A 22,993-nucleotide genomic window follows, 5' to 3' on the forward strand; every position below is an offset into this window, starting at 1 on the left:
GTCGCCTCATCAGCGCGGCGTGGCCAGTGCCACGCTCTGCGGTGCCCCGCCCGTGGCGCAGCCGCGTACCGCGGCGACGGCCTTGCCGCGCATTTCCGCAGGGCCGGCCTGCAGGTCCACCACCGCCTCCCCATCGAAGGCAGCGGGCTGGCCCGTCGGTTCGGCGACGAGGTCGAAGCGCAGCCGCATCGTCTCGCCCTGCTCGATCGCATCGAGCAGGCGGTCCGAAAGGCGCGGAAACATCTCCCGGGTCTCGTCGCTCAGCACGACATGGTCTTCGGCGAACAGAAGGCCGACGGGAAACACATGATCGTCGATGAGGATCTCGGCGCGCGGGTCATGCTTGGCCCGGCCCGCCGCCACGCCGTCGGGCATCAGGGGCCCATCGTTCGTCAGATAGAGCTGGAGCTGCAGGATGCGACGGTCGTTCGCCGGTTCGCAGGCAAGCACCACGACATCCAGGTTCAAATTGCGGCTGCGTGGCTCGATCAGCGCGTAGCTGGGCAGGTCGACACCCTGCTCCAGCGTCCAACCGGCATGGGCGTCGAGGTCGCCTGCGAGGACAGGGGCGAAGCACAGTCCGATGGCAATGCCGGCCACCAGAGCCGTTCGCACAATCCGCCACAGAGCCTGCATGATGGAAGGTCCTTCCCGCGTTCGACCTCACGGTAGCCGGGAACGAAGCGACCGGGGCTGATCCAGATCAAACCGGTGGCGGGCCGGCGCCGGGCCAGCCCCCGTTGATGCAGGTCAATGAGGCGGCGGCAAATCCGGGCAGGCTGAGCCGTCGAACGTCGGCATTCGCCTGCGAAGGGGCGCCCCCATGACCACGATCCATCGACTTGTGCCGGCCCTGCTGGCTGCCTGCATCGCCGCCCCCGTACTGGCGGGCCCGGATGGCGGCGTCTCCACCCCGATGCTCTCGCGCTGCGCCGGCAAGGCCGGCCTCGAGACGCGACAGTCGGATGCAGCCTTCGGGCTGCTTACGCTCGACGGCGCTCCCTGGCTCTCCATCGAACGTACGGAGGAAGCGGTCGGAATCCAGCCGATCATGACAACCGTCACGGGAACGGGATCGCGGCACCGCCGAAACGGCACCTCGGTTCCGTTCCGCTTCACCTGCGTGCTGGATGCCAACGGACAGGCCCTGATGTTTCACGCCAGCCTTCTGATGCCGAAGCTGGGCGATACCCTGCCACCGGCGACGGTCATCTCCGGCACGGCCACACTGGCCGAGAAGACCGCCCTGCCGCGCGGCGTCGAGCTCCAGATCCAGCTGTTCGACCTCGCCCGTTCGGCGGAGGGCGAGCTGCTCGCCGAGCAGGTGGTGCGCAGCGGTTGGCAGGTACCGATTCCCTTTGCCCTTCGCCTGCCGGCAAGCTTCTCGGCCGAGGGCCGAAAGCTGGCCCTCACGGCACGGCGGGTGGCTGCCCGTCAGGTCCAGTACCGACTGCCGGGTCCTCGCCTCCTGACCGACCGGGAAATGCTCGGCCCGGTCGTCCTCACACTTGATAAGCCGAACTGAAGGATTCCCGCGCCCTGGCCTAGACGCCCATGCCGACGGTGGCGGGTATCGAACGCAGGTGGCTCTTGACCTTTTTCACACCGGGCACGTTCTCGGCGGCCACGCGGTAGGCCTTCCGGACTTCCTCGCCCCCGACGAAGCCCCAGAGATGGACCACGCCGTCGCTGACGACGACATTCACGGGCCACCGCGACTTCCAGGCCTGCTTGTCGAAAGCTTCCACCACGGCGTGGCGAAGCTTCTTGTCGTCGGGCAGTCCGACGGCGCCATCCGGCTCGCGCGACAGCAGAGCCCCGAGCAGGTTGGCCCGGCTGACGATGCCGACGATCTTCTCGTCCCGCACGATCGGGATGCGTTTGACGCGATGCTTCTCGATCAGCTCGACCAGCTCGCCGAGGGTGGCTTCATCGCTGGCCGTGACGACCTCGCGGGTCATGACGTCCGCGACCTTGCGGGCATGAGAGGTGACGTAGTCGCGGGCGGCCGTCGCCTCGGTGTCCAGCAGGCGCAGCAGCCAGGACTTGCGCGGCGCGGTTTCGATCTCGGCGCGATGGATGAGATCGGCCTCGCTCACGATCCCGACGACATTGCCCTTGTCGTTGACAACCGGCGCGGCGCTCACACCGGCGCCCAGCAGCAGTTCGGCGGCATCGAACACCGTCTCCTTCACGTTCACGCAGACGATGCTCTCGGTCATGATGTCCTTGGCGCGCATTTCCCGTTCCCTTCGCTCAATCTGGTGATGCACGGTCGTCCAGGGCGCCACCGACCGCATTGCGCCATGTCAAAGTCTCTGCGCCGGCACTGTCCGGTCAGGGCACCAGGACAGCCGCGCCCTGGAAGGCTCCCGCACGCAGATCGGCGATGGCTTCGTTGGCAGCCGCCAGCGGATAGACCGTCGTCGTCGTCTTCACCGGCACCATCGGCGCCAGCGCCAGAAACTCCCGGGCGTCTTCGCGCGTGAGGTTGGCGACCGAGAGAATCTGTCGCTCCTCCCAAAGGAGCTTGTAGGGAAAGGACGGTATGTCGCTCATGTGGATGCCGCCGCAGACCACGCGCCCGCCCTTGCGAACGACCTTCAGCGCGGCCGGCACGAGATCTCCGACCGGCGCAAACAGGATGGCCGCGTCGAGGGAACGTGGCGGAAGCTCATCGGAGCCACCGGTCCAGATTGCCCCGAGTGAACGGGCGTGAGCCTGCGCCGCAAGATCTCCGGGGCTGGTGAAGGCATAGACTTCCCGCCCCTGCCATCTGCACACCTGGGCGAGGATGTGGGCGGCCGCCCCAAAGCCGTACAGGCCGATCCGATGCGCGTCGCCGCAGAGCTTGAGCGACCGCCAGCCGATCAACCCGGCGCACAGCAACGGTGCCGCGGCCACGGGGTCATCGAAGCCCTTCAGCGGGAACGAGAAGTCGGCACTGGCCACGACGTGGGTCGCAAAGCCGCCATCTCGCGTCAGGCCGGTGAAGACCGGACGATCGCACAGATTCTCCTTGTCCGACGCACAGTAGGGGCAATGACCGCATGTTCCGCCGAGCCAAGGCACGCCAACGCGTGTACCCAGGCGCCCGGCCGGCACGCCCGTGCCGACGGCCTCGACGATGCCGACGATCTCATGCCCGGGCACGATCGGATGCCGGATTCCGGGCAGATCGCCGTCGAGGATGTGGACGTCGGTGCGGCATACACCGCAGGCCTCGACCCTGATCAGCATGTCACCGGGACCTGGCCTGGGGTCGGGCCGCTGCTCGAGGTGGAGCGACCCGCCGGGGGAAGAGAGAACCATGGCCTTCAAGGAAGGATCCCTTCTCCTTCGGATCGAGTGTCGCCTTCTTGAGCTGGCTCGGATCGCTTGGGGTGCAGGCCTTGATAGGGGACTTGTGACTATCGCGACTTGACGGAGATCAAACGCGAGCCGGTACCGTCGTCTAGGCCGCGAGCACGTTCACCTTCATCGTGGCGAGCTTCTGGTAGAGCCTTCCATGGTGGCGCACCGGCCACCAGTCGTAGAGGAAAAGCTGCAGCGGCCGCCACATCGCTACCCACCCCAGGATCAGCAGCCCCTCCTGGAAGACCTGCTGGAGGGGAGCGGACGTGATCGAACCAGCGAGCTGGCGAAGCAGGATGCACGCCGCGAGAAAGGCCAGACCCATCGCGAGGGCGAAGCGACCCTCTCGCAGCTGGAACCGAATACGCCTCGTGCTCGCCACCGCGCGGTAGGAGAAATAGTTGTGGATCGCCTCCGGAATGTTCGATTCGCGCGCATGGTCGAGCTGCTCGCGCGGCACACGAATCACGAGTTCGAGGGGGCTCGCGAGCGGATACTCGTCCGCCCAGCCCACGATGAACTCTTCGGCTTCGCGGTCGAGATCCCTTTCGTGAAAGGGAGACGGGTCGAGGGAATTGAAGAGCTGCCGGATATCGCTGATCCGGATGTCGATGATCCCTGAATCGGGCATGGCTTCCTCCAGCGCTGCGGCCGGCAGCGTTCGACCAACACCGCGCACCCTGCTTGCGCAAGCGTCAGGCTAGAGCGGGCCCAGGCATTCGCCAGAGGTACGCTCGATGGCCGCGCCAGCCGCGGCGGATTGCTGCCTGTAGACATCGGGATAATCCACGAGGCCCCCGTCATCATTGGGAAAGCGCGTGCGGTAGACCAGCATCACCGGAATGATCTCCGCGAGCGGCTCGCGATGGGTCCCGCCGCGTGCGATCGACCGGTCGATCTCGGCCTCCGTGACGCCGAGCGCCCAGGCGGCCATGGCGCGGGCCTTTTCCACGCGCACGCATCCGTGGCTGAACGCTCGCACCGCGCGCTCGAAGTATCTCCGGTCGTTGGTGTCGTGCAGGAAGATCAGCTGGTCGTTGTCGAGTTCGAACAGGATCCGACCGAGCGGATTCTGGGGTCCGGGCGGCATGTGCCGCGCGCCTTCCCAGCGCACCATGGCGGGCGTCGGTGTCCAGGAGGGGTTGAAGGTCACCGCCCAGATCGCCGTCGAGAGTTCGGGCGTGGGAGTCGACGGTCGGCCGACCACGACTCGGCTGCGCAGGACCGGCTTTCCGTCTTCGAGCGCGACGAGTTCGAACGACGGGATGTTGACGACCACCAGCTTGCCGCGCGGCGGCACGGCGATCCCGATCCCCTGCAGCGCCGCCGACAATTCGGAGACCGGCGGCATGGGCGGGGGCGGCGTGACGGGAGACGGTGCCGGATCGCCGGCGCAGCCTGCGATCAGCGACAAAGCGAGAACGGCGACGAATCTCGTTAGTGCGAGAGAAGCACGCATCGGCCGCCCGAGAGGAGTTCGCTGGTGATTCCGCCGAGCGTCCAGCGGCCCTGACGATTGTGCCCATAGGCGCCTGCCACGATCACGTCGGCCTCATAGGTTCGCGCGAGACCCGACAGCTGAGCGGCGTTGGCCAGTTCGGCCGGAACCACCTTCTCTTCCGCAGCGATGCCGTGGCGGGCGAGCCAGCCGGACACCCGCGCCACGCTCCGCCAGGCAGCGGCATGTTCGTCAGCCCCGTGAATTTCGACGACGACGACGTTTCTGGCCTGGGCGAGCAACGGCAGCGCATCGCACACCGCCCGCCGCGCCTCGCGCGTATCCTTCCACGCGACGAGGATCCGGTCGAATTTCGCGGTCCGGGAGGACTCCGGCACCAGCATCACCGGACGCCCCGCCTGCATCACCAGATCGCACAGGTCGGGCTGCCGCGTCGCATCCGGCAGCTCTCCGGCTTTCGGGACGCCGGCGACGACGATGTCGGCTGCAGCGGACTCGCGCGACAAGCGCTCGGAAAGCGGCTCAATGCTGCTCTCGCCCTGCCAGTCTGCGGCGTGGTCGTGCTTGGCGGCGATCGCCCGGAAGTCCGCTTCCGACGCCTTGAGGTGACGCTCGATCTGACGGCGGTCCTCCTGGAACAGCGCTGCGGGGACCGAGTAGTCGCCGCAGATGCTGTGGATCGGACGGCAGTAGGCACGCGCCACCAGCATGGCCTCCGACTGCCGGGCGAGCGCAATCGCCGCGCCCGCCACGCCCTGGCAATCCCGACCCGGTGACAGCGCCGCCATCACGACCCGGTACGTCATCGCCTGCCCTCCTCCCGCCCCGGCAGATCGGGGGGCACGTTCGCCTGCCACTGGCCGCCCGGCAGGGCGTGATAGCGCTGCCTCACGGCCGCCCAGGCAACACGGCTGGCATGTTCCTCGCGACCGGCATCGCCCGCGTGCAGGGCCCAGGTTTCGTTGAAGGCTTCGCGATAGAGGTCCTGGGCCCGCAGGGGGAGCTGTTGCCTGACCGCGATCGGCAGGTTGGCGTTGGTGAGGTAGAGCATGACGGTCTCGACCGTTTGAAGGCAGCGACGCGACCATGCCGGCACCGGCACGGGATCGCCTTGACCTATCTCAACGTCGAGCGTCAGCGGTGCAGACTGTGCCGCCACCACGGCTTCACGGCTTCCAGACAGACGATGAGGCCGACGGTCACGATCAGCGACACGCCGAGATCGTCGGCATGCAGCGGGCCGAACTGGAAGAGGTCCATCGCCGGCGGCCAGGTGAGCGCAAGCGTCAATACCGCCGCGACCACGGACAGGAGAAACCACAGGAAAGCGTTCGGGCGCCGCAAGGTGACCGACAGCGACGATGAGAAGGAACGGTTCACGACGATCAGCCCGACATTGATCAGCACGAGCGAGGTGAACATGAGGGCGCGAAGCTCGTCGGTCGGCATGTCCCGTCCGATCCCCACGAAAAGGACGATGGCCAGGGCCACCAGCGCCAGCACTCCCTGCAGGAGGCTGAAGACCATCGTCGGTCCCGACAGCAGGCGGCTGTCCGCGGCCCGCGGCGGCCGCTGCATCAGATCTCTCTCCTCCGTCTCGGCCTCGAAGGCGATCGAGCAGACCGGATCGATGACCATTTCCAGGAATGCGATGTGTACGGGACTGAGCATGAACGGCAGTCCGAAAAGCAACGGCAGCAATGCGAGGCCCGCGATCGGTATGTGCACCGCCACGATGTACGCGCTCGCCTTGCGGAGATTGTCGTAGATGCGCCGTCCCAGGCGGATGGTGCGCACGATCGAACCGAAATCGTCGTCCAGGAGAACGATGGCGGACGCTTCCCGCGCGACGTCGGTGCCGCGGCCGCCCATCGCGATGCCGATATGCGCGGCCCGAAGCGCCGGTGCATCGTTGACTCCGTCGCCCGTCATCGCCACGACCTCGCCATCGGCCTTCAGGGCCTGCACGAGCCGCAGCTTCTGCTCCGGCATGATGCGGGCGAACACGTTGGTCGTGCGGATGGACTCCTGCATGGACACATCGTCCAGCCTCTCGAGCGAAGGTCCGTCGAGCGTCTGACCGACATCGAGCCCGGCGCGCGCGGCGATCACCTGCGCGGTGGCCGGATAATCTCCGGTGATCATGACGACCCTGATCCCGGCCGAGTTGCACTCGTCGATCGCCGCCGGCACGTTCTCGCGCAACGGATCGGCGAATCCCAGCAGGCCGAGGAACTCGAGATCGAAGCCCATCTGTTCGTCCGGCAAAGGACCGTTCGACAGTCGTCCCCGTGCGACACCCAGCACCCGCATGCCTTCGCCAGCCATTTCCTCGACCGCCCGGTGCAGCCAGGCCTGACCGGCCGGATCGAGTCGGCAGAGCGCGCCGACCGCCTCGGGTGCGCCCTTCGTCGCCACGCACCGGCTACCCGCCGCGTCCTGCCAGACATGGCTCATGGCCAGCAATGTCGGCTGGAGACCGTAGCGACGCAGAAGGTCACCCGCCATCGTCGGGCCGGCCTGGGCGGCGATGGCCTTCTCCATCGGGTCGGAGGGCTCGGGCGAACTGGCACGGCGGGCGCTCTCGATCAGACTCGTCGCCTCGGGATCGGGCTTACCCTGTCCGGTCCGCCATATCGTCGCGGGCGTACGCACTTCTGCCAGCGTCATGCGGTTCTGGGTCATCGTGCCCGTCTTGTCCGAGCACAGGACCGTCGCGGCCCCCAGCATCTCGATGGCCGAGGCGCGGCGCGTCAGCACCCGCACGCGCGACAGGCGCCAGGCGCCCATGACCATGAAGGCCGTGAGCACCAGCGGAAATTCCTCCGGCAGGAGCGACATGCCGAGCGCGATGCCGCCCAGTATGGCTTTCAACCAGTCATCCTGGGTCAGACCGATCAGGAGGACGACGGCCACGGTGGCGACGGCTCCGACCGCCGCGAAGATCCGCACGAGCCGGCGGGTTTCCGCCTGCAGCCGCGGCGGCTCCGGGGAGATCGCCTTCAGCGACTGGCCGATGCGCCCAAGCTCACTGCCGGGTCCGGTCGCGCGCACCACGGCTATGCCCTCGCCATGGACCGCCAGCGTTCCCGAATAGAGGTACGGCGTGTTCTCGCCGCCGGGGCGCGCCATGGCGTCATCGCTTTCGCCGGCGCGCTTGCTGACGGGAACCGATTCACCGGTGAGCAGTGATTCGTCGACGACGAGGCTGCTGGCCGACACGAGGACCGCGTCGGCGGGAACGCGGTCGCCTTCGAGCACGACGATCGTGTCGCCCCGCACGACCTCACGGCCCGGGATGCGCCGCCGTTCCCCGTCGCGGATCACCAGCGCGCGGGGGCTCGCCTGATCGCGCAAGGCCGCAAGCACCCGCTCGCTGCGGGTCTCCTGTACGACCGTGATCAGGACAGACAGCGTCGCGAATGCGAGGAGGACGATCGCCTCGCCGAGGTCGCCGAGCACCAGGTAGATCGCGCCCGCGGCCAGCAGCAGCGAGAACATCGGCTCCCGCAGCACGTCGGCCACGATGCGCAGGATGCCCCGGCCATCGCCCGCAGGAAGCTCGTTGAAGCCCTCGGCCTGCAGACGCGCTTGCGCGTCCGCCTGCGAGAGGCCCGACCGCCACGACGCTCCCGTCGTCTCGGATCCGGAGTGCGGCACGAATCAGTTCCCGGACGCGTTCTCTGCCACCGCGGGCTGGCGGGGCTTGCCCAGCTGGTCGATCGCCAGCAGCAGGACGCCCACACGGCTCGCGGACGAGGCCCACTCCGCAAGACGCGGGTAATTGTCGACCAGCCAGTTGAAGGCGATCTGGACTGCCGCAAAGGCCGCGGCGGCCTGGGTCACCTCGCCGAGCGACAGGGAGCCGTCGATATATTTGGGCACGGACAGGATCAGACCGATGATGGGCGCCAGCAGCGTGTTGCCGGAGGATACGAGTGTGGTCCTCACGTGCTGGCCGCACAACAGCCGCCAGGTCCGCAGCACCTCGTCCAGCGCGAAGCTCACCGCCCCCGCCGGCACTCCCGCGCCCACCGGACCGACCGGCGCCGTACGCAGCCGGGCAACTGCGAACTTGAGCTCCGACTCGGCCTGGTTCTTCCGCTCGATGACATGCGCCATGCGACGCCCGACCAGCAGCATGGCCCCGGTCGTCAGCATGGCGTAGGCGATGCTGGCGAACACGAGGTAACCCGGCAACTCCAAGTCGAGGCGCGCGGGTCCGATTGCGATAGCGCCGCCGACCGTCCACAGCACAACAACGAAGGTCGCAGCCGTGAGCAGCGAGGAAAGCAGGCCGGTCACGAGATCTATCGGGGCATCGGTGGCGATGCGCGCATCTTCGGCGATCCGGTATTCAGCGAGCTGGGGTTCGCCGCTCCCGGTCTCGAGGCGCCGGTAGTTGCCGTCCTCCAGCCACAGCCCGACCAGGTGTGCGGTGAGCCAGCCGCGCCACCTGCGCTGGAAGGTCATACGCGCCCAGACGGCGAAGGCGGCGAGGAAGATGCTGCAGGCGGCGAGGCCGGGTAGAAGATAGGTCTGGTGGCGGATCCCGGCGCCGTTGCGCTTTTCCAGCGCATCGAAGAAGTCGCGATTCCAGACGTTCAGCCGGTACTGCACCAGAAGCTGCGCCACGACGCACAGGATCAGCAGGCCGATGAGGGTCCACGGCAACCACGCCCCCTTGCCGCGGCCGAATCCAAGGGCGCTATGCCAGAAGCGCCGGAGCGGACCCGGGCCGACGGCAGAGACGCCGTCCTCGGTTCTCATCCGTCGCCCCGGGCCGCCAGCGCCGCCAGGCCGAGGAAGGCAGGCTCTGGCCGAACGATGACGGCGGTGGGGATCTGCCCGACATAGTCGGCGAAGCGGCCCTTGGCGGTGAAGCGCGCGCGGAACGACGAATCCAGCAGAACCGGGAGGATATGGGGCGCGATCCCGCCCGCGAACAACACCCCGCCGCGGGCGCCGAAGGTGAGCGCAATGTCGCCCGCGAAGGACCCCAGGAAATCGCAGAACAGTTCCAGCGCGGCGCTGTGCCTGGGCGAACCATAGACAGCCGCTCGGACGATCTCCTCCGGCGTGACCGTTCCGGACTCACCGCCCTCTTCCATCGCCAGCGCCGCCTGCAGGTTCACCAGCCCGGCGCCCGACAGCACACGCTCGGCAGAGACATGGCCGAAGCGCTGGCGCAGCCCTGCGAGGATCGCGGCGTCGCCCGCATCGGTCGCCGCCAGCGTCGCGTGCCCCGCCTCGCTGGCCACGACCCGCGGCGGCGCGCCGGGCAGGTAACACGACAGGCCGAGCCCGGTGCCCGGCGCGATGACCGCCACGGGCTCCCCCTGGACAGCGCTGCCGTCGCCGACCGCGACCAGGTCGTCGGCGCCGAGATGGGGCACGGCCCAGGCCAGGGCCGCGAGGTCGTTGACGAGGCGCACGGACCGAAGATGCAGCGCCTGCCGCAGACTCTCGGCATCGAGGATCCAGCGGGCATTGGTGAGCTTGCAGCGGCCGCCCGAGACGGGTCCGGCCGCTGCAATCACCGCGCGGTCCACGGCCATGCTCCCGGCCTGGCCATTGAGGAAGTGATGCACGGCATCGTGCATGCTGGCGTAGGCGCCGGTACGCACCGATTCGATCGGTCCCACCTGGCCGTCCGTCAGCAGGGCGAAGCGGGTGCGTGTGCCTCCGACATCGGCGAGGAGGCAGCTCATGGCACGCTTCCGCGGGCCTGGGCGGCGATGGTCGCCTTGTACCAGCGGGCCGAGGCCTTGGGGACGCGGCGCTGCGTGGGGTAGTCGACGCGCACGAGGCCGAAGCGATTGGCGTAGCCCGCACCCCACTCGAAATTGTCGAGCAGCGACCAGACGAAATAGCCGCGCACGTCGGCCCCTAGCAGGACCGCCTCTTCGAGCGCATCGAGGTAGCGCGAGAGATAGTCGATGCGCTCGACGTCGTTCACGGCCCCCGCGGCATCGCCGCTCTCCTCCGCGCCGGCGCCGTTCTCCGTCACGTAGATCGGCAGCCGATAGCGGTCGCAGGCGTCGAGCAGCGTGTTCCTGAAGGCCTCGGGATCGATCTGCCACCCGATCGGGGAACGCGGCACGTCGGCCGGCGCATCGCTCCAGGCAAAGCCCAGCCGCGACCCCGCGTCGGCGCGCGCGTAGATCGGCGAATAGTGATTGATGCCCAGCCAGTCGATGGGGCGCCGGATCCGTTCCATGTCACCATCCTGTACGAAAGGCGCGATGCGCTCGGCCAGCACGGTGGGATAGGCGCCGAGAATCTGCGGATCGGCGAAGGCGCGGTTCCAGTAGTCGTCCAGCAGGGCGGCCGCCGCACGGTCGGCGGGCGTCGGATCGACCGGCCGCACCGGTTGCATGTTGCAGATGGTCCCAAGCGATACGCCGGGAAGGTAGGCTCGAAGCACGTCGATCGCCGCGCCATGCGCCAGGTTCACGTGATGGATCGCGGCATGATGCTGGGCCGCATCGTCGACCGCCGGCGGATGCCAGCCGAACGCATAGCCGAACAGCGTGAACACGCCTGGCTCGTTGAAGGTCGCGAACCGCTTCACGCGGTCGCCCAGCCGGCTCGCCACCAGTCGGGCATAGTCGGCGAACCAGTTCGCGCTGTCGCGTGCGGCCCAGCCGCCGCGATCCTGCAGCGCCTGCGGCAGGTCCCAATGGTACAGGCAAACCCAGGGCTCGATGCCCGCGGCGAGCAACCCGTCGACCAGCCGGTCGTAGAACGCGATCCCGCGCTCGTTCGCGGTCCCCCGCCCTTCCGGCAGTACGCGCGGCCAGGCGACCGAGAAGCGATAGGCGCCCACGCCCATCTCGCGCATGAGGGCGATGTCTTCGGCAAATCGATGGTAGTGATCGCACGCGACGTCGCCGGTATCGCCATGGGCGATCCGCCCGGGCTGGTGGGAAAAGCCGTCCCAGATGCTGGGACCGCGCCCTTCCTCCCGGGCCGCGCCCTCAATCTGATAGGACGAGGTGGAGACACCCCATACGAAGTCGGGCCGCAAGAGGCGCCGGCCCGGCGACACAGGCACGGCCCGGCCATCGAATCCGGCAGATGGACTGACCATTTGGGCGGCTCCCCATCAGGGTGTGAGGGCGATCTTGAGAACCCCGTCCCGCTGATGCGAGAAGAGGTCATAGGCCTGCTCGATGTCGGCGAGCTTGAAGCGGTGGGTCACCAGGGCGCCCAGATCGGCTCGTCCCGCGGCGATGACGTCCATCAGCCGCCGCATGCGCTCCTTGCCGCCCGGGCAGAGCGACGTGACGATCTTGTTGTCGCCGAGGCCCGCCGTGAAAGCATCGAGCGGGATGCGCAGGTCCGTCGAATAGACGCCCAGACTGGAGAGCGTGCCGCCCGGCCGCAGCACGCGCAGCGCGCTCTCGAACGTCTGCTGCGTGCCCAGCGCCTCGATCGCAACGTCGACACCGCGCCCCTCCGTGAGTTCGCGGATCGCGGCCACCGGATCGGTCTTCCTGAAATCGACGACATGGTCGACGCCGAGCTTCCGGGCCACTTCCATCCGAGCCGGGACCGTGTCGACGCCGATCACCGTGGTGGCACCCATCAGCCGCGCACCGAGCGCGGCGCAGAGACCGATCGGGCCCAAGGCGAAGACCGCGACAATGTCGCCGATGCGGACGCTGCCCCCTTCGGCACCTGCGAACCCGGTCGACATGATGTCGGGGCACATCAGCACCTGCTCGTCGGTCAGGTTCGACGGCACCGGGGCGAGGTTCGTCATCGCATCCGGCACCAGCACGAACTCGGCCTGGCAGCCGTCGATCGTATTGCCGAAGCGCCAGCCGCCCGCCGGCTTGAAGCCGTGCCGCGTTCCGGGTCCATCCTGGGAATGCGCGCCGCAGAGGCAGGCATAGCTGTGACCGCTCGGCGTGATGGCGCCCGCGATCACGCGCTGGCCTTCCTTGTAGCCTTTGACCTCCGAGCCGAGCTTCTCGATGATGCCGACCGGCTCGTGGCCGACGATCAACCCCTTGGCGACGGGATACTCTCCGCGCAGAATGTGCACGTCGGTGCCGCAGATCGTCGTCGTGCTGATCCGCACCAGCGCATCCAGCGGGCCGACATCGGGCACCGGTCGCGACTCGAGGACGATCCGGCCTGGCTCGGCAAAGACTGCCGCCATCATCTTTGGCATGGGTTCCTCCGTTGTTGACCACCACGCTAGGCGGGCAGGAACGCCGGGGAATTGATATGCCTCAAGCCTCCGCGCGAAACACGACCTCCATCGTCTGCGCGACGCTCTCGGGATTGACGCTGATCGAGTCGATGCCGAGCTTGGTGAGGAAACGGGCGACCTCCGGATAGGTGGCCGGTGCTTCGCCGCAGATACCGACATGACGTCCGTTGCGGTGGGCGCCTTCGATCGCCAGCCGCAGCATTTCGAGCACGCCGGGATCGCGCTCATCGAACTCGAACGAGACCATGTCGGAATCGCGGTCGACACCCAGGACGAGCTGCGTGAGATCGTTCGAGCCGATCGAGAACCCGTCGAACAGCCGGGCGAAGGCATCGATCTGGATGACGTTGTTGGGAATCTCGCACATCACGTAGACTTCGAGCCCGTTCTCGCCGCGCGTCAGCCCGTGCGTCGCGAGTGCTGCAATGACCTGCGCGCCCTCCTCCACACGGCGGCAGAACGGCACCATGATCCGCACGTTCTCCAGGCCCATGTCCTCGCGAACACGACGCAGCGCGGCGCATTCGAGCGCAAAGCCGTCCGCGTAAGCCGGGTGCGTGTACCGGCTGGCGCCGCGAAACCCGAGCATCGGGTTTTCCTCGCGCGGCTCGAAGCCGTGACCGCCCAGCAGCTTGGCGTATTCGTTCGTCTTGAAGTCCGACAGCCGCACGATGACCGGCTTGGGATGGAAGGCCGCGGCGATCGTGCCGATCCCTTCCGACAGGCGCTCGATGAAGAAGTCCTTCGGATCGTCGAAGTGCCGTGTCAGCCGCGCGATCTGCTCGCGATCGGCGGGGTCGGTCACCTTCTCCGGATGGGCCAGCGCCATCGGATGAACGCCGATATGCTGGTTGACGATGAATTCCATGCGGGCGAGCCCGACACCCGCGTTCGGTCGCATGGCGGTCCGGAAGGCGAGGTCGGGATTGCCCAGATTCACCATGATGGGCGTGCGCGGCCGCGCCAGGTCCGAAATGTCCTTCGTGACGATCTCGATCGGCTGGTCGCCCGGATAGACGCGGCCGGTCTCGCCCTCGGCGCACGATACCGTCACCCGCGTGCCTTTCCTGAGGACCGCCATGGCATCTCCGGCGCCGACGATGGCAGGAATGCCGTGCTCGCGCGCCACGATGGCCGCATGGCAGGTCCTGCCGCCGCGATCCGTCACGATGGCCGACGCCCGCTTCATCGCCGGTTCCCAGTCGGGGCTGGTCGAGCTCGCGACCAGCACGGCGCCCGGCGGAAAGCCCGGCAGGTCGGCGGCACTCGACACCGGATACACGGCACCGCTGGCCGCTCGTTCGCCCACCGCGCGCCCCTCGACCAGCGGCGCGGCCTTGCTGCGCACCCTGTAGGTCTCGATGACGGAGGCGGCGCGCCGCGACACCACCGTCTCGGGGCGGGCCTGCACGATGAAGAGGTCGCCATCGGGACCGTCCTTCGCCCATTCGATGTCCATCGCCCGCGGCTCGCCGGCCAGTTGCGAATAATGCGCCTCGATCCGCAGGGCACAGTCGGTCAACTCGAGCACTTCGGCATCGCTGATGCAGAAGCGGTCGCGCTGGTCGGCCGGCGTCTCGACATAGACGGTCGTGCCGGCGGCATTCTCTCTCCCGTAGATCAGCTCCTGCTGCTTGCGCCCCAGCGATCGCCGCAGGACGCAGCGCTTGCCGGCGCGAAACGTGGGCTTGTGGACGTGAAACTCGTCGGGATCGACCTTCCCCTGCACGATGCTCTCGCCCAGTCCCCAGACTCCGGTCACCAGCACGACGTCGCGAAAGCCGCTTTCGGTATCGAGTGTGAAGGTCACGCCGCTGGCCGCCAGATCCGAGCGCACCATCTTCATGATGCCGACAGAGAGGCCGACCTTCAGATGGTCGAAGCCATTGGCATTGCGATAGACGATCGCCCGGTCGGTGAAGGCGGAGGCAAAGCACTTCCGGCAGGCTTCCTCGAGCTGGGTGATGCCCTGGACGTTGAGAAAGCTGTCGTGCTGGCCGGCGAAGCTCGCCGTGGGCAGGTCCTCGGCCGTGGCGGAACTGCGGACGGCGACCGCAACCCGCGCGCCATACATCGCCTCGAGCTTTCGGTAATGCTCCACCAGCATCGTCCGGATCTGGTCCGTGCCCGTGGCGGCATAGACAAGCGCCCTTGCCTCGGCGGCCGCCCTCGCCAACCGACCAACATCGTTCGCGCCGACGCCATCGAGCAGAGCCGCCAGTTTCGGCCAGGCGCCGTTTGCGGAGAGCGCCTCGCGGTAGACGTCCACCGTCAGGGCAAAGCCGTCCGGTACCTTCACGCCCTGCCCGGACAGAGCCGAGACCATCTCACCAAGCGAAGAATTCTTGCCGCCGACCGATGCGAGATCGGTCGCGCGAATGTCGCGGAACCACCGGACACGGGGTGACCTGTCCGTCATGCGCCGTCGCCCGCTCGGCCCAGGGCGGTCTCATCGGCACCGGGGCCACACTGCGGCTCACGCGACAAGACGGCCCGGAAGAGCCAGCTCTTCGCCGGGGCCGTGTCGGTCTCGGCACGACGAAACAGATCCGCCTCGCTGATGATCCCGAGGATTTCGTGCTTGTCGTCCATGACGAGGAGCGCGCTGCCGCGGGCGCCCAGCATGAGTTCGGCGGCGCCGAACAGGGAGTCCGTCGGCCGGGCGCGGACGACCTTCTCGGTCATGATGTCTCTTGCCAGCATTGCCCGCTCCTGCCGTCGGAGGATGCGAGGCACTCTAGAGCAACAGGGCGAGCCGTCCTTGACCTGCGTCAAGCGGCTCAGGTCGGTCGACCGAGCCAGACTCCGATGCTCGTGAACAAACTCCCCAGGGCGAGAGCAAACCATCCCGTCACCCAGACCAGCACTTGCTCCTCCGGCCCCGGCCAAAGAGCGAGTGCCAATCCGAACAGCAGCGCGCCCAGCCCGTCCACGGCCAGCACCCAGTCACCGTCGACCGTCTTGCGCAATTCGAGCGCGGCCCAGAGCTGCATCATTCCGGTCGAGATCGCCCATATAGAGATGATCCCGACCAGGTGCCCGACAAGCAGGTCGAGCGCGAACAGGGCGCTGGCGGCACAGGCCAGGCCCGCCAGTCCGATCACTCCCAGCCAGATCCGTGGCGCGCCGCGGCGCGCGAAGCTCGCGGCGGTCAGGGCCAGCGTACCGTCCGCGAGGGAATAGCCACCCCAAAGGACCGCCAGCCCCGTCACCGTGAGCCTCGGCCAGAAGAATACGAGGAAGGCAAAGAGCAGCGCCGCCCCGCCGCGCAGCAAGAGCAGCGAGCGGTGATCGGCAACTGCCGCAAGCACCGGCTCTCCGGTTTCGATCTCGCCGTCCCTCACAGACCCACCTGTCGGATTCCCATTCCGGTCATGGTGCCAGCTAAGAGGCAGGAAGTCTCGCCACGCCGTGATCCAGATCAAGCCCGGGTCATCGGCGGCCGCTTGATCTGGGACAAGGCGGAAGGACGCTCCTTCGGGTGAACTTTCCTCCGGACTTCCTGCAGAACCCCGAGGTCGCCATGCATGTCCAGCAGATCATGAGCAAACCCGTCATCACGGTCGAGGCCAGCGCCTCCGTCTTCGAGGCCGCCGAGAAACTGCTCACGTCGGGGATCAGTGCCGCGCCCGTCGTCGACACGGAAGGCCGGATGATCGGAATCGTCAGCGAAGCCGATCTGATGTTCCGTGCCGAGACCGGCACCATGCCATCTCGCTCTTGGTTTCAACGCCTGCTTGCCGACGATGCGGTGATCGCCCGCGACTACGTTCGCTCGCATTCTCGCCACGTGACGGACGTCATGACGAAGGAAGTCGTGACGGCCGGTGAGCATACTGAAGTTGCAGAGGTCGCCAAGCTGATGAAGCAGCACAACATCAAGCGCGTCCCCATCCTTCGCGACGGCAAGCTCGTCGGCCTCGTGAGCCGCTCCAACCTGCTGCTGGGGCTCCTGTCGCGTCAGCCGCTCGGCGACGAGACGGCCAGCGACGAGGAAATCAAGGAGAAGGTGGAAGAGGAGATCGGCCGCATCGGTGCGATCGTCGGTCCAACGATGAATGTCGTCGTCGACAAGGGCGTGGTGAATCTCTGGGGGTACGTGCGGTCCGCCGCGATCCGGGATGCCATGCGCGTGGCCGCCGAGAACGTCCCAGGCGTCAGGCGCGTGGAGCACACGCCCGGCGTGATCTCGGACGAGATCAACTTCGCGGCCTGAACGGCACACCCGGAAGAAGGACGACAGGATGGGCTCGGGACGCGCATTGATAACCCTCTGGGTCGTTGGCAGTGCAATTGCGTGGGTCGGCTGGATGCTGCTGCTCAACCAGTCGTGCATCCGCCAGGCCGATGGCCGGCTGTGGTGCCAGTCGGACGATGCGTGGCTTCCCTTCCTGCGCGGCACGGCGCGGGACCCGTTCGAACTCGCCCTGATGGGATTGGTACCCTCGGTGTTGATCCTCATCGTCGGCATTGCCCTTTTCCGGGCGCTGCGCCGCTCCTAGCCAGATCATGGAGAACCCGATGAAAAAACTGATCGCGTTGCTGATGCTTCTGCCGCTTCCCGCATTGGCGCAGAGCCCCGGCTACGGGGCCGCTCTGGCCGAACGCTGGTGCATGGCGTGTCACATCGTCGAGCCCGCGCCCAGGACCGCCAGCGCCAACGGTATCCCGAGTTTCTCCGCCATCGCAGCCAAGCCGACGACCAACGCCGAGCAGCTCAAGGCCTACCTTTCGACCGGGCACACGCGCATGCCCGACTTCTCCCTCAGCAATCGCGAACGCCAGGCGCTGGTCGACTACATACTGAGCCTTCGCTAGCCGAGAAGCTGGGTCGTCTGCTGGGCCTCGGGCGTCGCGCCGCACACGGTCACGCTGGTGATGAGCCGCGCGACGCGGTTGGCTTGTTCGGAATAGTCTTCGAGCGCGCGAACGCCCCAGGCGCCGTGAGCCTGCCAGACACTTGCGGCGTCGCGCGCCGACAGCAGCGTCAGGTATGTCGAGACATTGTCCTTGATCCGGCGTTCGGCGAATTGCGATAGTTCGCTCTGCCAGGCCGCGCCGATGGCGGCCCATTCCTCGAAACAATCGGCGTATGTCGAAAGTGCCGCATTCGCCATGTTGCTCGCCGGCAGTGACTCCACGCTCGGCAGCTTGTCCGTATGCATGTCGTTCATCTCACCCTCCGCTTCCGGCACCGACTTTAAGCATGCATGGAGCACAGGCCGTTGATCTGCATCAACCTGGCGCGAGCTTGATGCAGATCAACGCTTCTCCGGTGTCCGCGCCGTAGCCTCGATCACGCGGGGAAACCCTCTCCGCGTCCCCAGGAGACAAGCGATGAAAATGTATGCTGCAGCCCTCACGGCCGCGCTGTCCCTTCTTCCCTTCGGTCTCGCGGCGCAGGCGCAGACGCCGCCCAAGGGTGTGAATGTCGGCTCGCTCACCTGCACAGTCGCCGGTGGTGTCGGATTCGTCTTCGGCTCCTCCAAGGAACTCGACTGCATCCTCGCCAAGACCGACGGCACGGCCGACCACTACACGGGCACCATCAAGAAGTACGGTGTCGATCTCGGCTTCACCAAGCAGGGGCATGTCGTGTGGCTGGTCTTCGCACCGGGCCAGGTCGCCAAGGGCGCGCTTGCCGGCGACTATGTCGGCCCGACCGCCAGTGCCTCGGCCGGGGTGGGCGCAGGCGCCAACGTCCTGATCGGTGGCGGCAACAAGCAGGTCAGCCTGCAGCCGGTCAGCGTCGAGGGCAATGTGGGCCTGAACGTCGCAGCCGGGCTCGCCGAGGTCACGCTCAAGGCGGCCAAGTAGCCATACGGCGCGTTCAGTGCAGGATGCGCCCCGGCGTCGGGGCGCATCCTTTTTATGTGGCACCTATCGGCTGCTGTTGCCCAGCACGCGGCGCAGTTCCTGCAGGAGCCGGTGCCGCGCCGCGTCGTCGGGAGCGGCCTGCAGGGCTCCCCGGATATCGAGCAGCATCTGCGCATAGTCGTTGTGCCAGTCCCGCCGCGCATTCGCGGCCTCGGGCGTGAGACGAGGCACTCCATCCGCCTCGGGGATCGCCCTCCACCGGCCGTCGCGATGGACGAAGACAAACTTCTCGTCGAGGACAGGCGCGACGATGCGGGCTCGATCGACCCCGGCCGCGGCCAACGCGGCGGAGAGGCCGTCTATTCCGTCCGGCTCCCCATGGACGAGCAGGAGAGAGCCAAGCCCGTCCAGCATCGGCCGGCACCAGCCGACCAGCTCCTCGCGATCGGCATGCCCCGTATAGGAGTCGATCGACCGGATACGCGCCCGGACGCCGATCTCCTCGCCGTGGATGCGCACCTGAGCGGCGCCGCCGCGGATCAGCGCCCCCAGGGTACCCGGCGCCTGGTAGCCGACGAAGAGGATCGTCGACTCCGTGCGCCACAGATTGTCCTTGAGATGATGCTTCACCCGGCCGGCGTCGCACATGCCGGACCCGGCGAGGATGATCGCACCGGCATGGATACGCCCGATCGCCCGGCTCTGATCCACCGTCTCGCTCAGCCGGAACTCGCCGCCGCTGAACGCATGTCCGCCTTCGGAACGGCTGAGGGAGGCGCGATGGGCCCGGAAGACCTCGGTCGTCCGGCCCGCCAGGGGTGAATCGAGAAAGACCTGCGCGCCGCTGAGTTTGCCGCTCCGTTTGAGCTCCGCGATGTCCTCCAGGATTTCCTGCGTACGCTCGACCGCGAAGACCGGCACGACGACATTGCCGCCGGCGGCCAGGCCGACCTCGAGTTCGCGGCCGAGGACGGCCCTGCGATCCGCTTCCGACATCGGCTCGCGCGAGCGGCTGCCGTAGGTGGACTCGACCAGCGCGACATCGGCGCGCCCGGGCTGCGCGGGATCGGGCTGCAGGGCCTTGCCGAGCGGCCCGAGATCGCCGGAGAAGACGAGCCGCAGCGGCCGCGGTGCGGCGTCGACCTCGATTTCGATGAAGGCACTGCCGAGAATGTGACCGGCATTGCGCAGGCGCACCCGGACGCCGGGCAGCGGCTCGAACCAGCGATCGTAAGGCTGAGACTCGATGAAGGAGAGCGAGGCCTCGGCATCGGCGCGCGTATAGATCGGCGCCACCACCGACTCGCCGCGCCGAGCGTTGCGGCGGTTCAGGCGTTCGACGTCGTACTCCTGGATGGCGCCGGCGTCGGGTAGCAGCCAGCGCAGCAGGTCGCGCGTGGCCTCGGTGGCGAAGGCGCGGCCCTGAAATCCGGCGAGCGTCAGTTTGGGAAAGAGCCCGCTGTGATCGATGTGGGCATGCGTGAACAGCACTGCGGCGATCTCTGCCGGCGCGAAGGGGAAATCTCGATAGTTCAGGGCGCGCAGCGACTTCGGCCCCTGGAACAGACCGCAATCGACGAGCAACGTCCCGTACGGCGTCACCAGCCGGTGGCACGATCCCGTGACCGTGCCGGCGGCACCATGGACATGGAGCGAGAGGGTCATGCGCGTCGCCCGATGGTCACGCCGTCCCCGGCGCCGGCCAGCCGGGTGGCGAAGCGGAAGTCGGCCTCAAAGGCGGCGTGGATCCGGTAGAGCGGCTCGCCCCGTTCCACGGGATCGCCGATCCGCTTGAACAGATCGACACCCGCGCCCTTGTCCATGGGCGCGCCGGCAAGGCGGGCAATCCGCGCCAGGCGCAGGCAGTCGATGGCCGTCACGACCCCGTCCCGGGTGGCCGGCACCTCATGCGTGAGGGTGCCCAGGCTGGTCGCCTGCGGGGGAGCCCCCTGCGCCGCGATCAGCCGCTGCATCTTCGCGAGCGCCGCGCCGCTGTGCAGCAGCTCGCGGGCCCGCACGATCCCCTGGCCGCCGCGCAGCGCGGGATCGAACTCGAGCACATGGCCGGCCAGCAGGACGGCCCTCTCCTCCAGGTCGCGCGGCGCCTCGGGATGTCGTTCGAGGACCTGCATCACGTCGCGGGCTTCCAGCCACGGACCGATCCCGCGGCCGATGGGCTGGCTGCCGTCGGTCGCCAGCACCGTCGTGCTGATGCCGACCTGGTCGGAGACGTATTCGAAGAGCTTGCGCAGCCGCACGAAGCGCTCGCGATCGCGCAGCTTCGCCGTAGGCCCAACCGGCAGATCGAGGACGAGGTGCGTGGAGCCGGCCGCCAGCTTCTTCGACAGGATGGAGGCGACCATCTGCTCGGGCGTGTCGATCGCCAGCGGCCGTTCGACCGAGATCAGGACATCGTCCGCCGGAGAGAGGTTGGCATGCCCACCCCACACCAGGCAGCCGCTCTCGGCCGCGACGATCTCATGCATTTCGTCCGAGCCGACATCGACCCTCGCCAGCACTTCCATCGTGTCGGCGGTACCGGCGGGCGAGGTGATCGCGCGCGACGACGTCTTGGGGATGGTCAGCCCGTGGGCGGCCACGATCGGGACGACGATCATCGAGGTCCGGTTGCCCGGAATGCCGCCGATGCAATGCTTGTCGACGACCATCTCGCTGGCCCAGGACAGGCGACCTCCCACGGCCGCCATCGCCCGGGTCATCGAAAGCACCTCGGCCGCGGTCGTGAAGCGCGCGCCGGCGATCAGGAAAGCCGCGATCTCCATCTTGGAATAGCGATGCGCGGCGAGATCGCGCGCGATTTCCTGGTAGGCGACCGGATCCAGTTCGGCACCGTCGATCTTGGCACGGACATGGTCGAGGCTGGGCGGCGGTCCCGCCTGGGCGATTTCCACCGGCGCTCCCGCCGGAAGCCCGAGCTGGCGATAGGCGAGTTCAGACAGGCCGAGCTCGTCGGTCGCCATGATCGACTCGTCGTCGACGATGTTCAACGTGGCGACGATGCGGCGCCCCCCGCCCCAGATCTCGATCCGGGCGAGCGCCACGAATTCCTGTGCGCGATAATGCTCGCAGCGACGGGCGAGGTAAGCGACGGTCTCCTGACAGGCGTCGATTCCGAGCCTTCGGACCTTGAGCATGCAGGCTAGCGGCGGCGCATGAGGACGATGAGCGCTGCCGTGAGTCCCGCCACGAGATAGAAGCAGCCGACGATCAGCGGGCCGTAGACGTCGCCGACCGACGCGACGATCGCGCGATAGGCCGACAGGGTCAGGAAGGCGAGGCTGACGGTCAGCAAAAGACCGACGACGAGACAGGCGGCCACCGTGGCCGCGAGGCGTCGCCCGGACGCAACGAGGACGCCGGCCCCCACCGTCGCGAGCGACCGGGCCAGTGCCACCAGCAAGGAGCCGGTCTCCGAGGCAACGCTCATTTGCGCCGCACGAGGAGCGCCAGCACGAAGCCGGCGGCCGTCGCGAGACCCAGCGCAGCCAGCGGCTTGCGCCGGACGATGTCGGCAAGTCCCTCCTGGCCCTCGTCGACCGCCTTAGCCGCCCCCTTGGCCTTGTCGACCCATTCGTCGGCCAGCAGGGCCGCACGCGCCAGCAGTTCCCGCGCCGCTTCGGCCGCCGCCGTGGCGGCCTCGGTACCCTCGCTCTGGGCGGCACGGGCGATGGCTGCCGACGCCTGATCGAGATGTTCGCGCAGGGCAGCCGCCTCCGTCCCGAGATAGCCGAACCTGTCCTTGGAAGCGCACCTGGTCATGAGAAGTCCCCTCTCGGGGAAAGATCGTCGGCGGAGGCAGGGTCCGCTTTGACCTGAATCAAAGCCGCATCAGGGGTGCGGAGACAAAGTGCCACCGTGCGCACGTTCGTCTTCCGCTGCCCGACCACGGGCTACAATGTCCAGGGCCGCTACGAAGGAGGCAACGGCCCGCTGCCCGCGTTCGTCGGACAGCACTGCCTCGCCTGCAACGGGCTGCACGTGGTGGATCCGCGGACCGGAAAAGGAATGAGCGAATTGCGCGCCGTCGCCGCGCGCCGGCAGTCGTCCGATCCGACATCGTCCGACGATTGACCTGAATCAACGCGGCGCCGGGCCCGCCGATCCACACTAACTCCATT

At 67.8% G+C, this 22,993-nt stretch carries 26 protein-coding genes; 6 read left to right on the forward strand and 20 right to left on the reverse strand.

Translation table 11 applies throughout. From position 1 onward, the window contains the following. Positions 1 to 9 precede the first annotated feature (9 nt). On the reverse strand, positions 10 to 636 hold the full coding sequence (locus ACO07K_RS18305) for a hypothetical protein (RefSeq protein WP_422030304.1): 627 nt from the start codon (positions 634 to 636) through the stop codon (positions 10 to 12). Between the two features lie 187 nt (positions 637 to 823). Between ACO07K_RS18305 and ACO07K_RS18310 the strand changes: the two genes are divergently transcribed. Beyond that, the gene (locus ACO07K_RS18310; RefSeq protein WP_422030306.1) at positions 824 to 1,525 is read left to right on the forward strand and encodes a YbaY family lipoprotein; all 702 of its coding nucleotides are present in this window, start codon (positions 824 to 826) and stop codon (positions 1,523 to 1,525) included. 19 nt (positions 1,526 to 1,544) lie between these two features. Here ACO07K_RS18310 and ACO07K_RS18315 read toward each other — a convergent pair whose 3' ends face one another. The 14 genes from ACO07K_RS18315 to ACO07K_RS18380 form a co-directional block, all read right to left on the reverse strand. Further along, positions 1,545 to 2,240: a CBS domain-containing protein gene (locus tag ACO07K_RS18315; protein WP_422030308.1), complete on the reverse strand. Its 696-nt coding sequence runs from the start codon at positions 2,238 to 2,240 to the stop codon at positions 1,545 to 1,547. A 97-nt stretch (positions 2,241 to 2,337) separates the two neighbouring features. Continuing rightward, positions 2,338 to 3,321: a zinc-dependent alcohol dehydrogenase family protein gene (locus tag ACO07K_RS18320; protein WP_422030310.1), complete on the reverse strand. Its 984-nt coding sequence runs from the start codon at positions 3,319 to 3,321 to the stop codon at positions 2,338 to 2,340. Between the two features lie 133 nt (positions 3,322 to 3,454). After that, positions 3,455 to 3,985: a hypothetical protein gene (locus tag ACO07K_RS18325; RefSeq protein ID WP_422030312.1), complete on the reverse strand. Its 531-nt coding sequence runs from the start codon at positions 3,983 to 3,985 to the stop codon at positions 3,455 to 3,457. A 69-nt stretch (positions 3,986 to 4,054) separates the two neighbouring features. Then, entirely contained in the window at positions 4,055 to 4,813 is a 759-nt protein-coding gene (locus tag ACO07K_RS18330; RefSeq protein ID WP_422030314.1) for a L,D-transpeptidase family protein, read from the reverse strand. Then, on the reverse strand, positions 4,792 to 5,619 hold the full coding sequence (locus ACO07K_RS18335; RefSeq protein ID WP_422030316.1) for a universal stress protein: 828 nt from the start codon (positions 5,617 to 5,619) through the stop codon (positions 4,792 to 4,794). Before ACO07K_RS18335 ends, ACO07K_RS18330 begins: the two co-directional genes overlap by 22 nt. After that, on the reverse strand, positions 5,616 to 5,864 hold the full coding sequence (locus ACO07K_RS18340) for a ChaB family protein (RefSeq protein WP_422030318.1): 249 nt from the start codon (positions 5,862 to 5,864) through the stop codon (positions 5,616 to 5,618). Before ACO07K_RS18340 ends, ACO07K_RS18335 begins: the two co-directional genes overlap by 4 nt. A gap of 83 nt (positions 5,865 to 5,947) precedes the next feature. After that, positions 5,948 to 8,473 carry a cation-translocating P-type ATPase gene (locus ACO07K_RS18345; RefSeq protein ID WP_422030320.1) on the reverse strand — a complete coding sequence of 842 codons (2,526 nt, stop codon included), beginning with the start codon at positions 8,471 to 8,473 and terminating at the stop codon, positions 5,948 to 5,950. Between the two features lie 3 nt (positions 8,474 to 8,476). After that, the gene (locus ACO07K_RS18350; RefSeq protein ID WP_422030322.1) at positions 8,477 to 9,583 is read right to left on the reverse strand and encodes an SbmA/BacA-like family transporter; all 1,107 of its coding nucleotides are present in this window, start codon (positions 9,581 to 9,583) and stop codon (positions 8,477 to 8,479) included. Next, positions 9,580 to 10,524, reverse strand: a complete 945-nt coding sequence (gene glk, locus ACO07K_RS18355) for a glucokinase (RefSeq protein WP_422030324.1) — start codon at positions 10,522 to 10,524, stop codon at positions 9,580 to 9,582. The genes ACO07K_RS18350 and glk overlap by 4 nt, the downstream gene beginning before the upstream one ends. After that, complete coding sequence (locus tag ACO07K_RS18360; protein WP_422030326.1) at positions 10,521 to 11,906, reverse strand: GH1 family beta-glucosidase; 1,386 nt, start codon at positions 11,904 to 11,906, stop codon at positions 10,521 to 10,523. Before ACO07K_RS18360 ends, glk begins: the two co-directional genes overlap by 4 nt. 15 nt (positions 11,907 to 11,921) lie before the next feature. Further along, the gene (locus tag ACO07K_RS18365) at positions 11,922 to 12,995 is read right to left on the reverse strand and encodes a zinc-binding dehydrogenase (protein WP_422030328.1); all 1,074 of its coding nucleotides are present in this window, start codon (positions 12,993 to 12,995) and stop codon (positions 11,922 to 11,924) included. A gap of 61 nt (positions 12,996 to 13,056) precedes the next feature. Continuing rightward, positions 13,057 to 15,456, reverse strand: a complete 2,400-nt coding sequence (gene ppsA / locus ACO07K_RS18370; RefSeq protein ID WP_422030330.1) for a phosphoenolpyruvate synthase — start codon at positions 15,454 to 15,456, stop codon at positions 13,057 to 13,059. Then, positions 15,453 to 15,722 (reverse strand): CBS domain-containing protein, encoded by a 270-nt coding sequence (locus ACO07K_RS18375; protein ID WP_422030332.1) that lies wholly within the window; start codon positions 15,720 to 15,722, stop codon positions 15,453 to 15,455. Before ACO07K_RS18375 ends, ppsA begins: the two co-directional genes overlap by 4 nt. A 95-nt stretch (positions 15,723 to 15,817) precedes the next feature. After that, positions 15,818 to 16,381 carry a DUF308 domain-containing protein gene (locus ACO07K_RS18380; RefSeq protein ID WP_422030334.1) on the reverse strand — a complete coding sequence of 188 codons (564 nt, stop codon included), beginning with the start codon at positions 16,379 to 16,381 and terminating at the stop codon, positions 15,818 to 15,820. Positions 16,382 to 16,518: 137 nt separating this feature from the next. Between ACO07K_RS18380 and ACO07K_RS18385 the strand changes: the two genes are divergently transcribed. From ACO07K_RS18385 to ACO07K_RS18395, 3 genes are all read left to right on the forward strand, one after another. Continuing rightward, entirely contained in the window at positions 16,519 to 17,253 is a 735-nt protein-coding gene (locus tag ACO07K_RS18385) for a CBS domain-containing protein (protein WP_422030336.1), read from the forward strand. Positions 17,254 to 17,347: 94 nt separating this feature from the next. Then, positions 17,348 to 17,539: a hypothetical protein gene (locus ACO07K_RS18390; RefSeq protein WP_422030338.1), complete on the forward strand. Its 192-nt coding sequence runs from the start codon at positions 17,348 to 17,350 to the stop codon at positions 17,537 to 17,539. 19 nt (positions 17,540 to 17,558) lie between these two features. Then, complete coding sequence (locus tag ACO07K_RS18395; protein WP_422030340.1) at positions 17,559 to 17,855, forward strand: c-type cytochrome; 297 nt, start codon at positions 17,559 to 17,561, stop codon at positions 17,853 to 17,855. Here the strand turns inward: ACO07K_RS18395 and ACO07K_RS18400 are convergent. Further along, positions 17,852 to 18,211 (reverse strand): hypothetical protein, encoded by a 360-nt coding sequence (locus ACO07K_RS18400; protein WP_422030342.1) that lies wholly within the window; start codon positions 18,209 to 18,211, stop codon positions 17,852 to 17,854. The genes ACO07K_RS18395 and ACO07K_RS18400 overlap by 4 nt on opposite strands. Before the next feature lie 163 nt (positions 18,212 to 18,374). Between ACO07K_RS18400 and ACO07K_RS18405 the strand changes: the two genes are divergently transcribed. Next, positions 18,375 to 18,854, forward strand: coding sequence for a DUF992 domain-containing protein (locus tag ACO07K_RS18405; protein WP_422030344.1), 480 nt, complete (start codon positions 18,375 to 18,377; stop codon positions 18,852 to 18,854). Positions 18,855 to 18,917: 63 nt separating this feature from the next. Here the strand turns inward: ACO07K_RS18405 and ACO07K_RS18410 are convergent, their stop codons facing one another. Genes ACO07K_RS18410 through ACO07K_RS18425 form a run of 4 tightly spaced genes read right to left on the reverse strand, consistent with a single transcriptional unit; the run spans position 18,918 to position 22,634 of the window. After that, positions 18,918 to 20,519 (reverse strand): MBL fold metallo-hydrolase RNA specificity domain-containing protein, encoded by a 1,602-nt coding sequence (locus tag ACO07K_RS18410; protein WP_422030346.1) that lies wholly within the window; start codon positions 20,517 to 20,519, stop codon positions 18,918 to 18,920. Then, complete coding sequence (locus ACO07K_RS18415; protein WP_422030347.1) at positions 20,516 to 22,009, reverse strand: thymidine phosphorylase family protein; 1,494 nt, start codon at positions 22,007 to 22,009, stop codon at positions 20,516 to 20,518. The genes ACO07K_RS18410 and ACO07K_RS18415 overlap by 4 nt, the downstream gene beginning before the upstream one ends. A 5-nt stretch (positions 22,010 to 22,014) precedes the next feature. After that, complete coding sequence (locus tag ACO07K_RS18420; protein WP_422030349.1) at positions 22,015 to 22,302, reverse strand: hypothetical protein; 288 nt, start codon at positions 22,300 to 22,302, stop codon at positions 22,015 to 22,017. Beyond that, on the reverse strand, positions 22,299 to 22,634 hold the full coding sequence (locus ACO07K_RS18425) for a hypothetical protein (protein ID WP_422030351.1): 336 nt from the start codon (positions 22,632 to 22,634) through the stop codon (positions 22,299 to 22,301). Before ACO07K_RS18425 ends, ACO07K_RS18420 begins: the two co-directional genes overlap by 4 nt. Positions 22,635 to 22,730: 96 nt before the next feature. On the opposite strand from ACO07K_RS18425, the gene ACO07K_RS18430 reads away from it, so the two are divergent. Beyond that, positions 22,731 to 22,946, forward strand: coding sequence for a hypothetical protein (locus ACO07K_RS18430; RefSeq protein WP_298314426.1), 216 nt, complete (start codon positions 22,731 to 22,733; stop codon positions 22,944 to 22,946). Positions 22,947 to 22,993 lie beyond the last annotated feature (47 nt).

It is taken from the genome of Reyranella sp., from assembly GCF_965228225.1.
GTDB lineage: Bacteria > Pseudomonadota > Alphaproteobacteria > Reyranellales > Reyranellaceae > Reyranella.

What these genes read in the sequence shown, in the direction of transcription:
- ACO07K_RS18330 (WP_422030314.1), bottom strand. Translation starts at nt 4,813, where the DNA reads ATGCGTGCTTCTCTCGCACTAACGAGATTCGTCGCCGTTCTCGCTTTG.
- ACO07K_RS18425 (WP_422030351.1), bottom strand. Translation starts at nt 22,634, where the DNA reads ATGACCAGGTGCGCTTCCAAGGACAGGTTCGGCTATCTCGGGACGGAG.
- ACO07K_RS18350 (WP_422030322.1), bottom strand. Translation starts at nt 9,583, where the DNA reads ATGAGAACCGAGGACGGCGTCTCTGCCGTCGGCCCGGGTCCGCTCCGG.
- ACO07K_RS18390 (WP_422030338.1), top strand. Translation starts at nt 17,348, where the DNA reads ATGCTGCTGCTCAACCAGTCGTGCATCCGCCAGGCCGATGGCCGGCTG.
- ACO07K_RS18395 (WP_422030340.1), top strand. Translation starts at nt 17,559, where the DNA reads ATGAAAAAACTGATCGCGTTGCTGATGCTTCTGCCGCTTCCCGCATTG.
- ACO07K_RS18415 (WP_422030347.1), bottom strand. Translation starts at nt 22,009, where the DNA reads ATGCTCAAGGTCCGAAGGCTCGGAATCGACGCCTGTCAGGAGACCGTC.
- ACO07K_RS18410 (WP_422030346.1), bottom strand. Translation starts at nt 20,519, where the DNA reads ATGACCCTCTCGCTCCATGTCCATGGTGCCGCCGGCACGGTCACGGGA.
- ACO07K_RS18420 (WP_422030349.1), bottom strand. Translation starts at nt 22,302, where the DNA reads ATGAGCGTTGCCTCGGAGACCGGCTCCTTGCTGGTGGCACTGGCCCGG.
- ACO07K_RS18375 (WP_422030332.1), bottom strand. Translation starts at nt 15,722, where the DNA reads ATGACCGAGAAGGTCGTCCGCGCCCGGCCGACGGACTCCCTGTTCGGC.
- ppsA (WP_422030330.1), bottom strand. Translation starts at nt 15,456, where the DNA reads ATGACGGACAGGTCACCCCGTGTCCGGTGGTTCCGCGACATTCGCGCG.
- ACO07K_RS18310 (WP_422030306.1), top strand. Translation starts at nt 824, where the DNA reads ATGACCACGATCCATCGACTTGTGCCGGCCCTGCTGGCTGCCTGCATC.
- ACO07K_RS18335 (WP_422030316.1), bottom strand. Translation starts at nt 5,619, where the DNA reads ATGACGTACCGGGTCGTGATGGCGGCGCTGTCACCGGGTCGGGATTGC.
- ACO07K_RS18315 (WP_422030308.1), bottom strand. Translation starts at nt 2,240, where the DNA reads ATGCGCGCCAAGGACATCATGACCGAGAGCATCGTCTGCGTGAACGTG.
- ACO07K_RS18340 (WP_422030318.1), bottom strand. Translation starts at nt 5,864, where the DNA reads ATGCTCTACCTCACCAACGCCAACCTGCCGATCGCGGTCAGGCAACAG.
- ACO07K_RS18325 (WP_422030312.1), bottom strand. Translation starts at nt 3,985, where the DNA reads ATGCCCGATTCAGGGATCATCGACATCCGGATCAGCGATATCCGGCAG.
- glk (WP_422030324.1), bottom strand. Translation starts at nt 10,524, where the DNA reads ATGAGCTGCCTCCTCGCCGATGTCGGAGGCACACGCACCCGCTTCGCC.
- ACO07K_RS18305 (WP_422030304.1), bottom strand. Translation starts at nt 636, where the DNA reads ATGCAGGCTCTGTGGCGGATTGTGCGAACGGCTCTGGTGGCCGGCATT.
- ACO07K_RS18365 (WP_422030328.1), bottom strand. Translation starts at nt 12,995, where the DNA reads ATGCCAAAGATGATGGCGGCAGTCTTTGCCGAGCCAGGCCGGATCGTC.
- ACO07K_RS18360 (WP_422030326.1), bottom strand. Translation starts at nt 11,906, where the DNA reads ATGGTCAGTCCATCTGCCGGATTCGATGGCCGGGCCGTGCCTGTGTCG.
- ACO07K_RS18400 (WP_422030342.1), bottom strand. Translation starts at nt 18,211, where the DNA reads ATGAACGACATGCATACGGACAAGCTGCCGAGCGTGGAGTCACTGCCG.
- ACO07K_RS18405 (WP_422030344.1), top strand. Translation starts at nt 18,375, where the DNA reads ATGAAAATGTATGCTGCAGCCCTCACGGCCGCGCTGTCCCTTCTTCCC.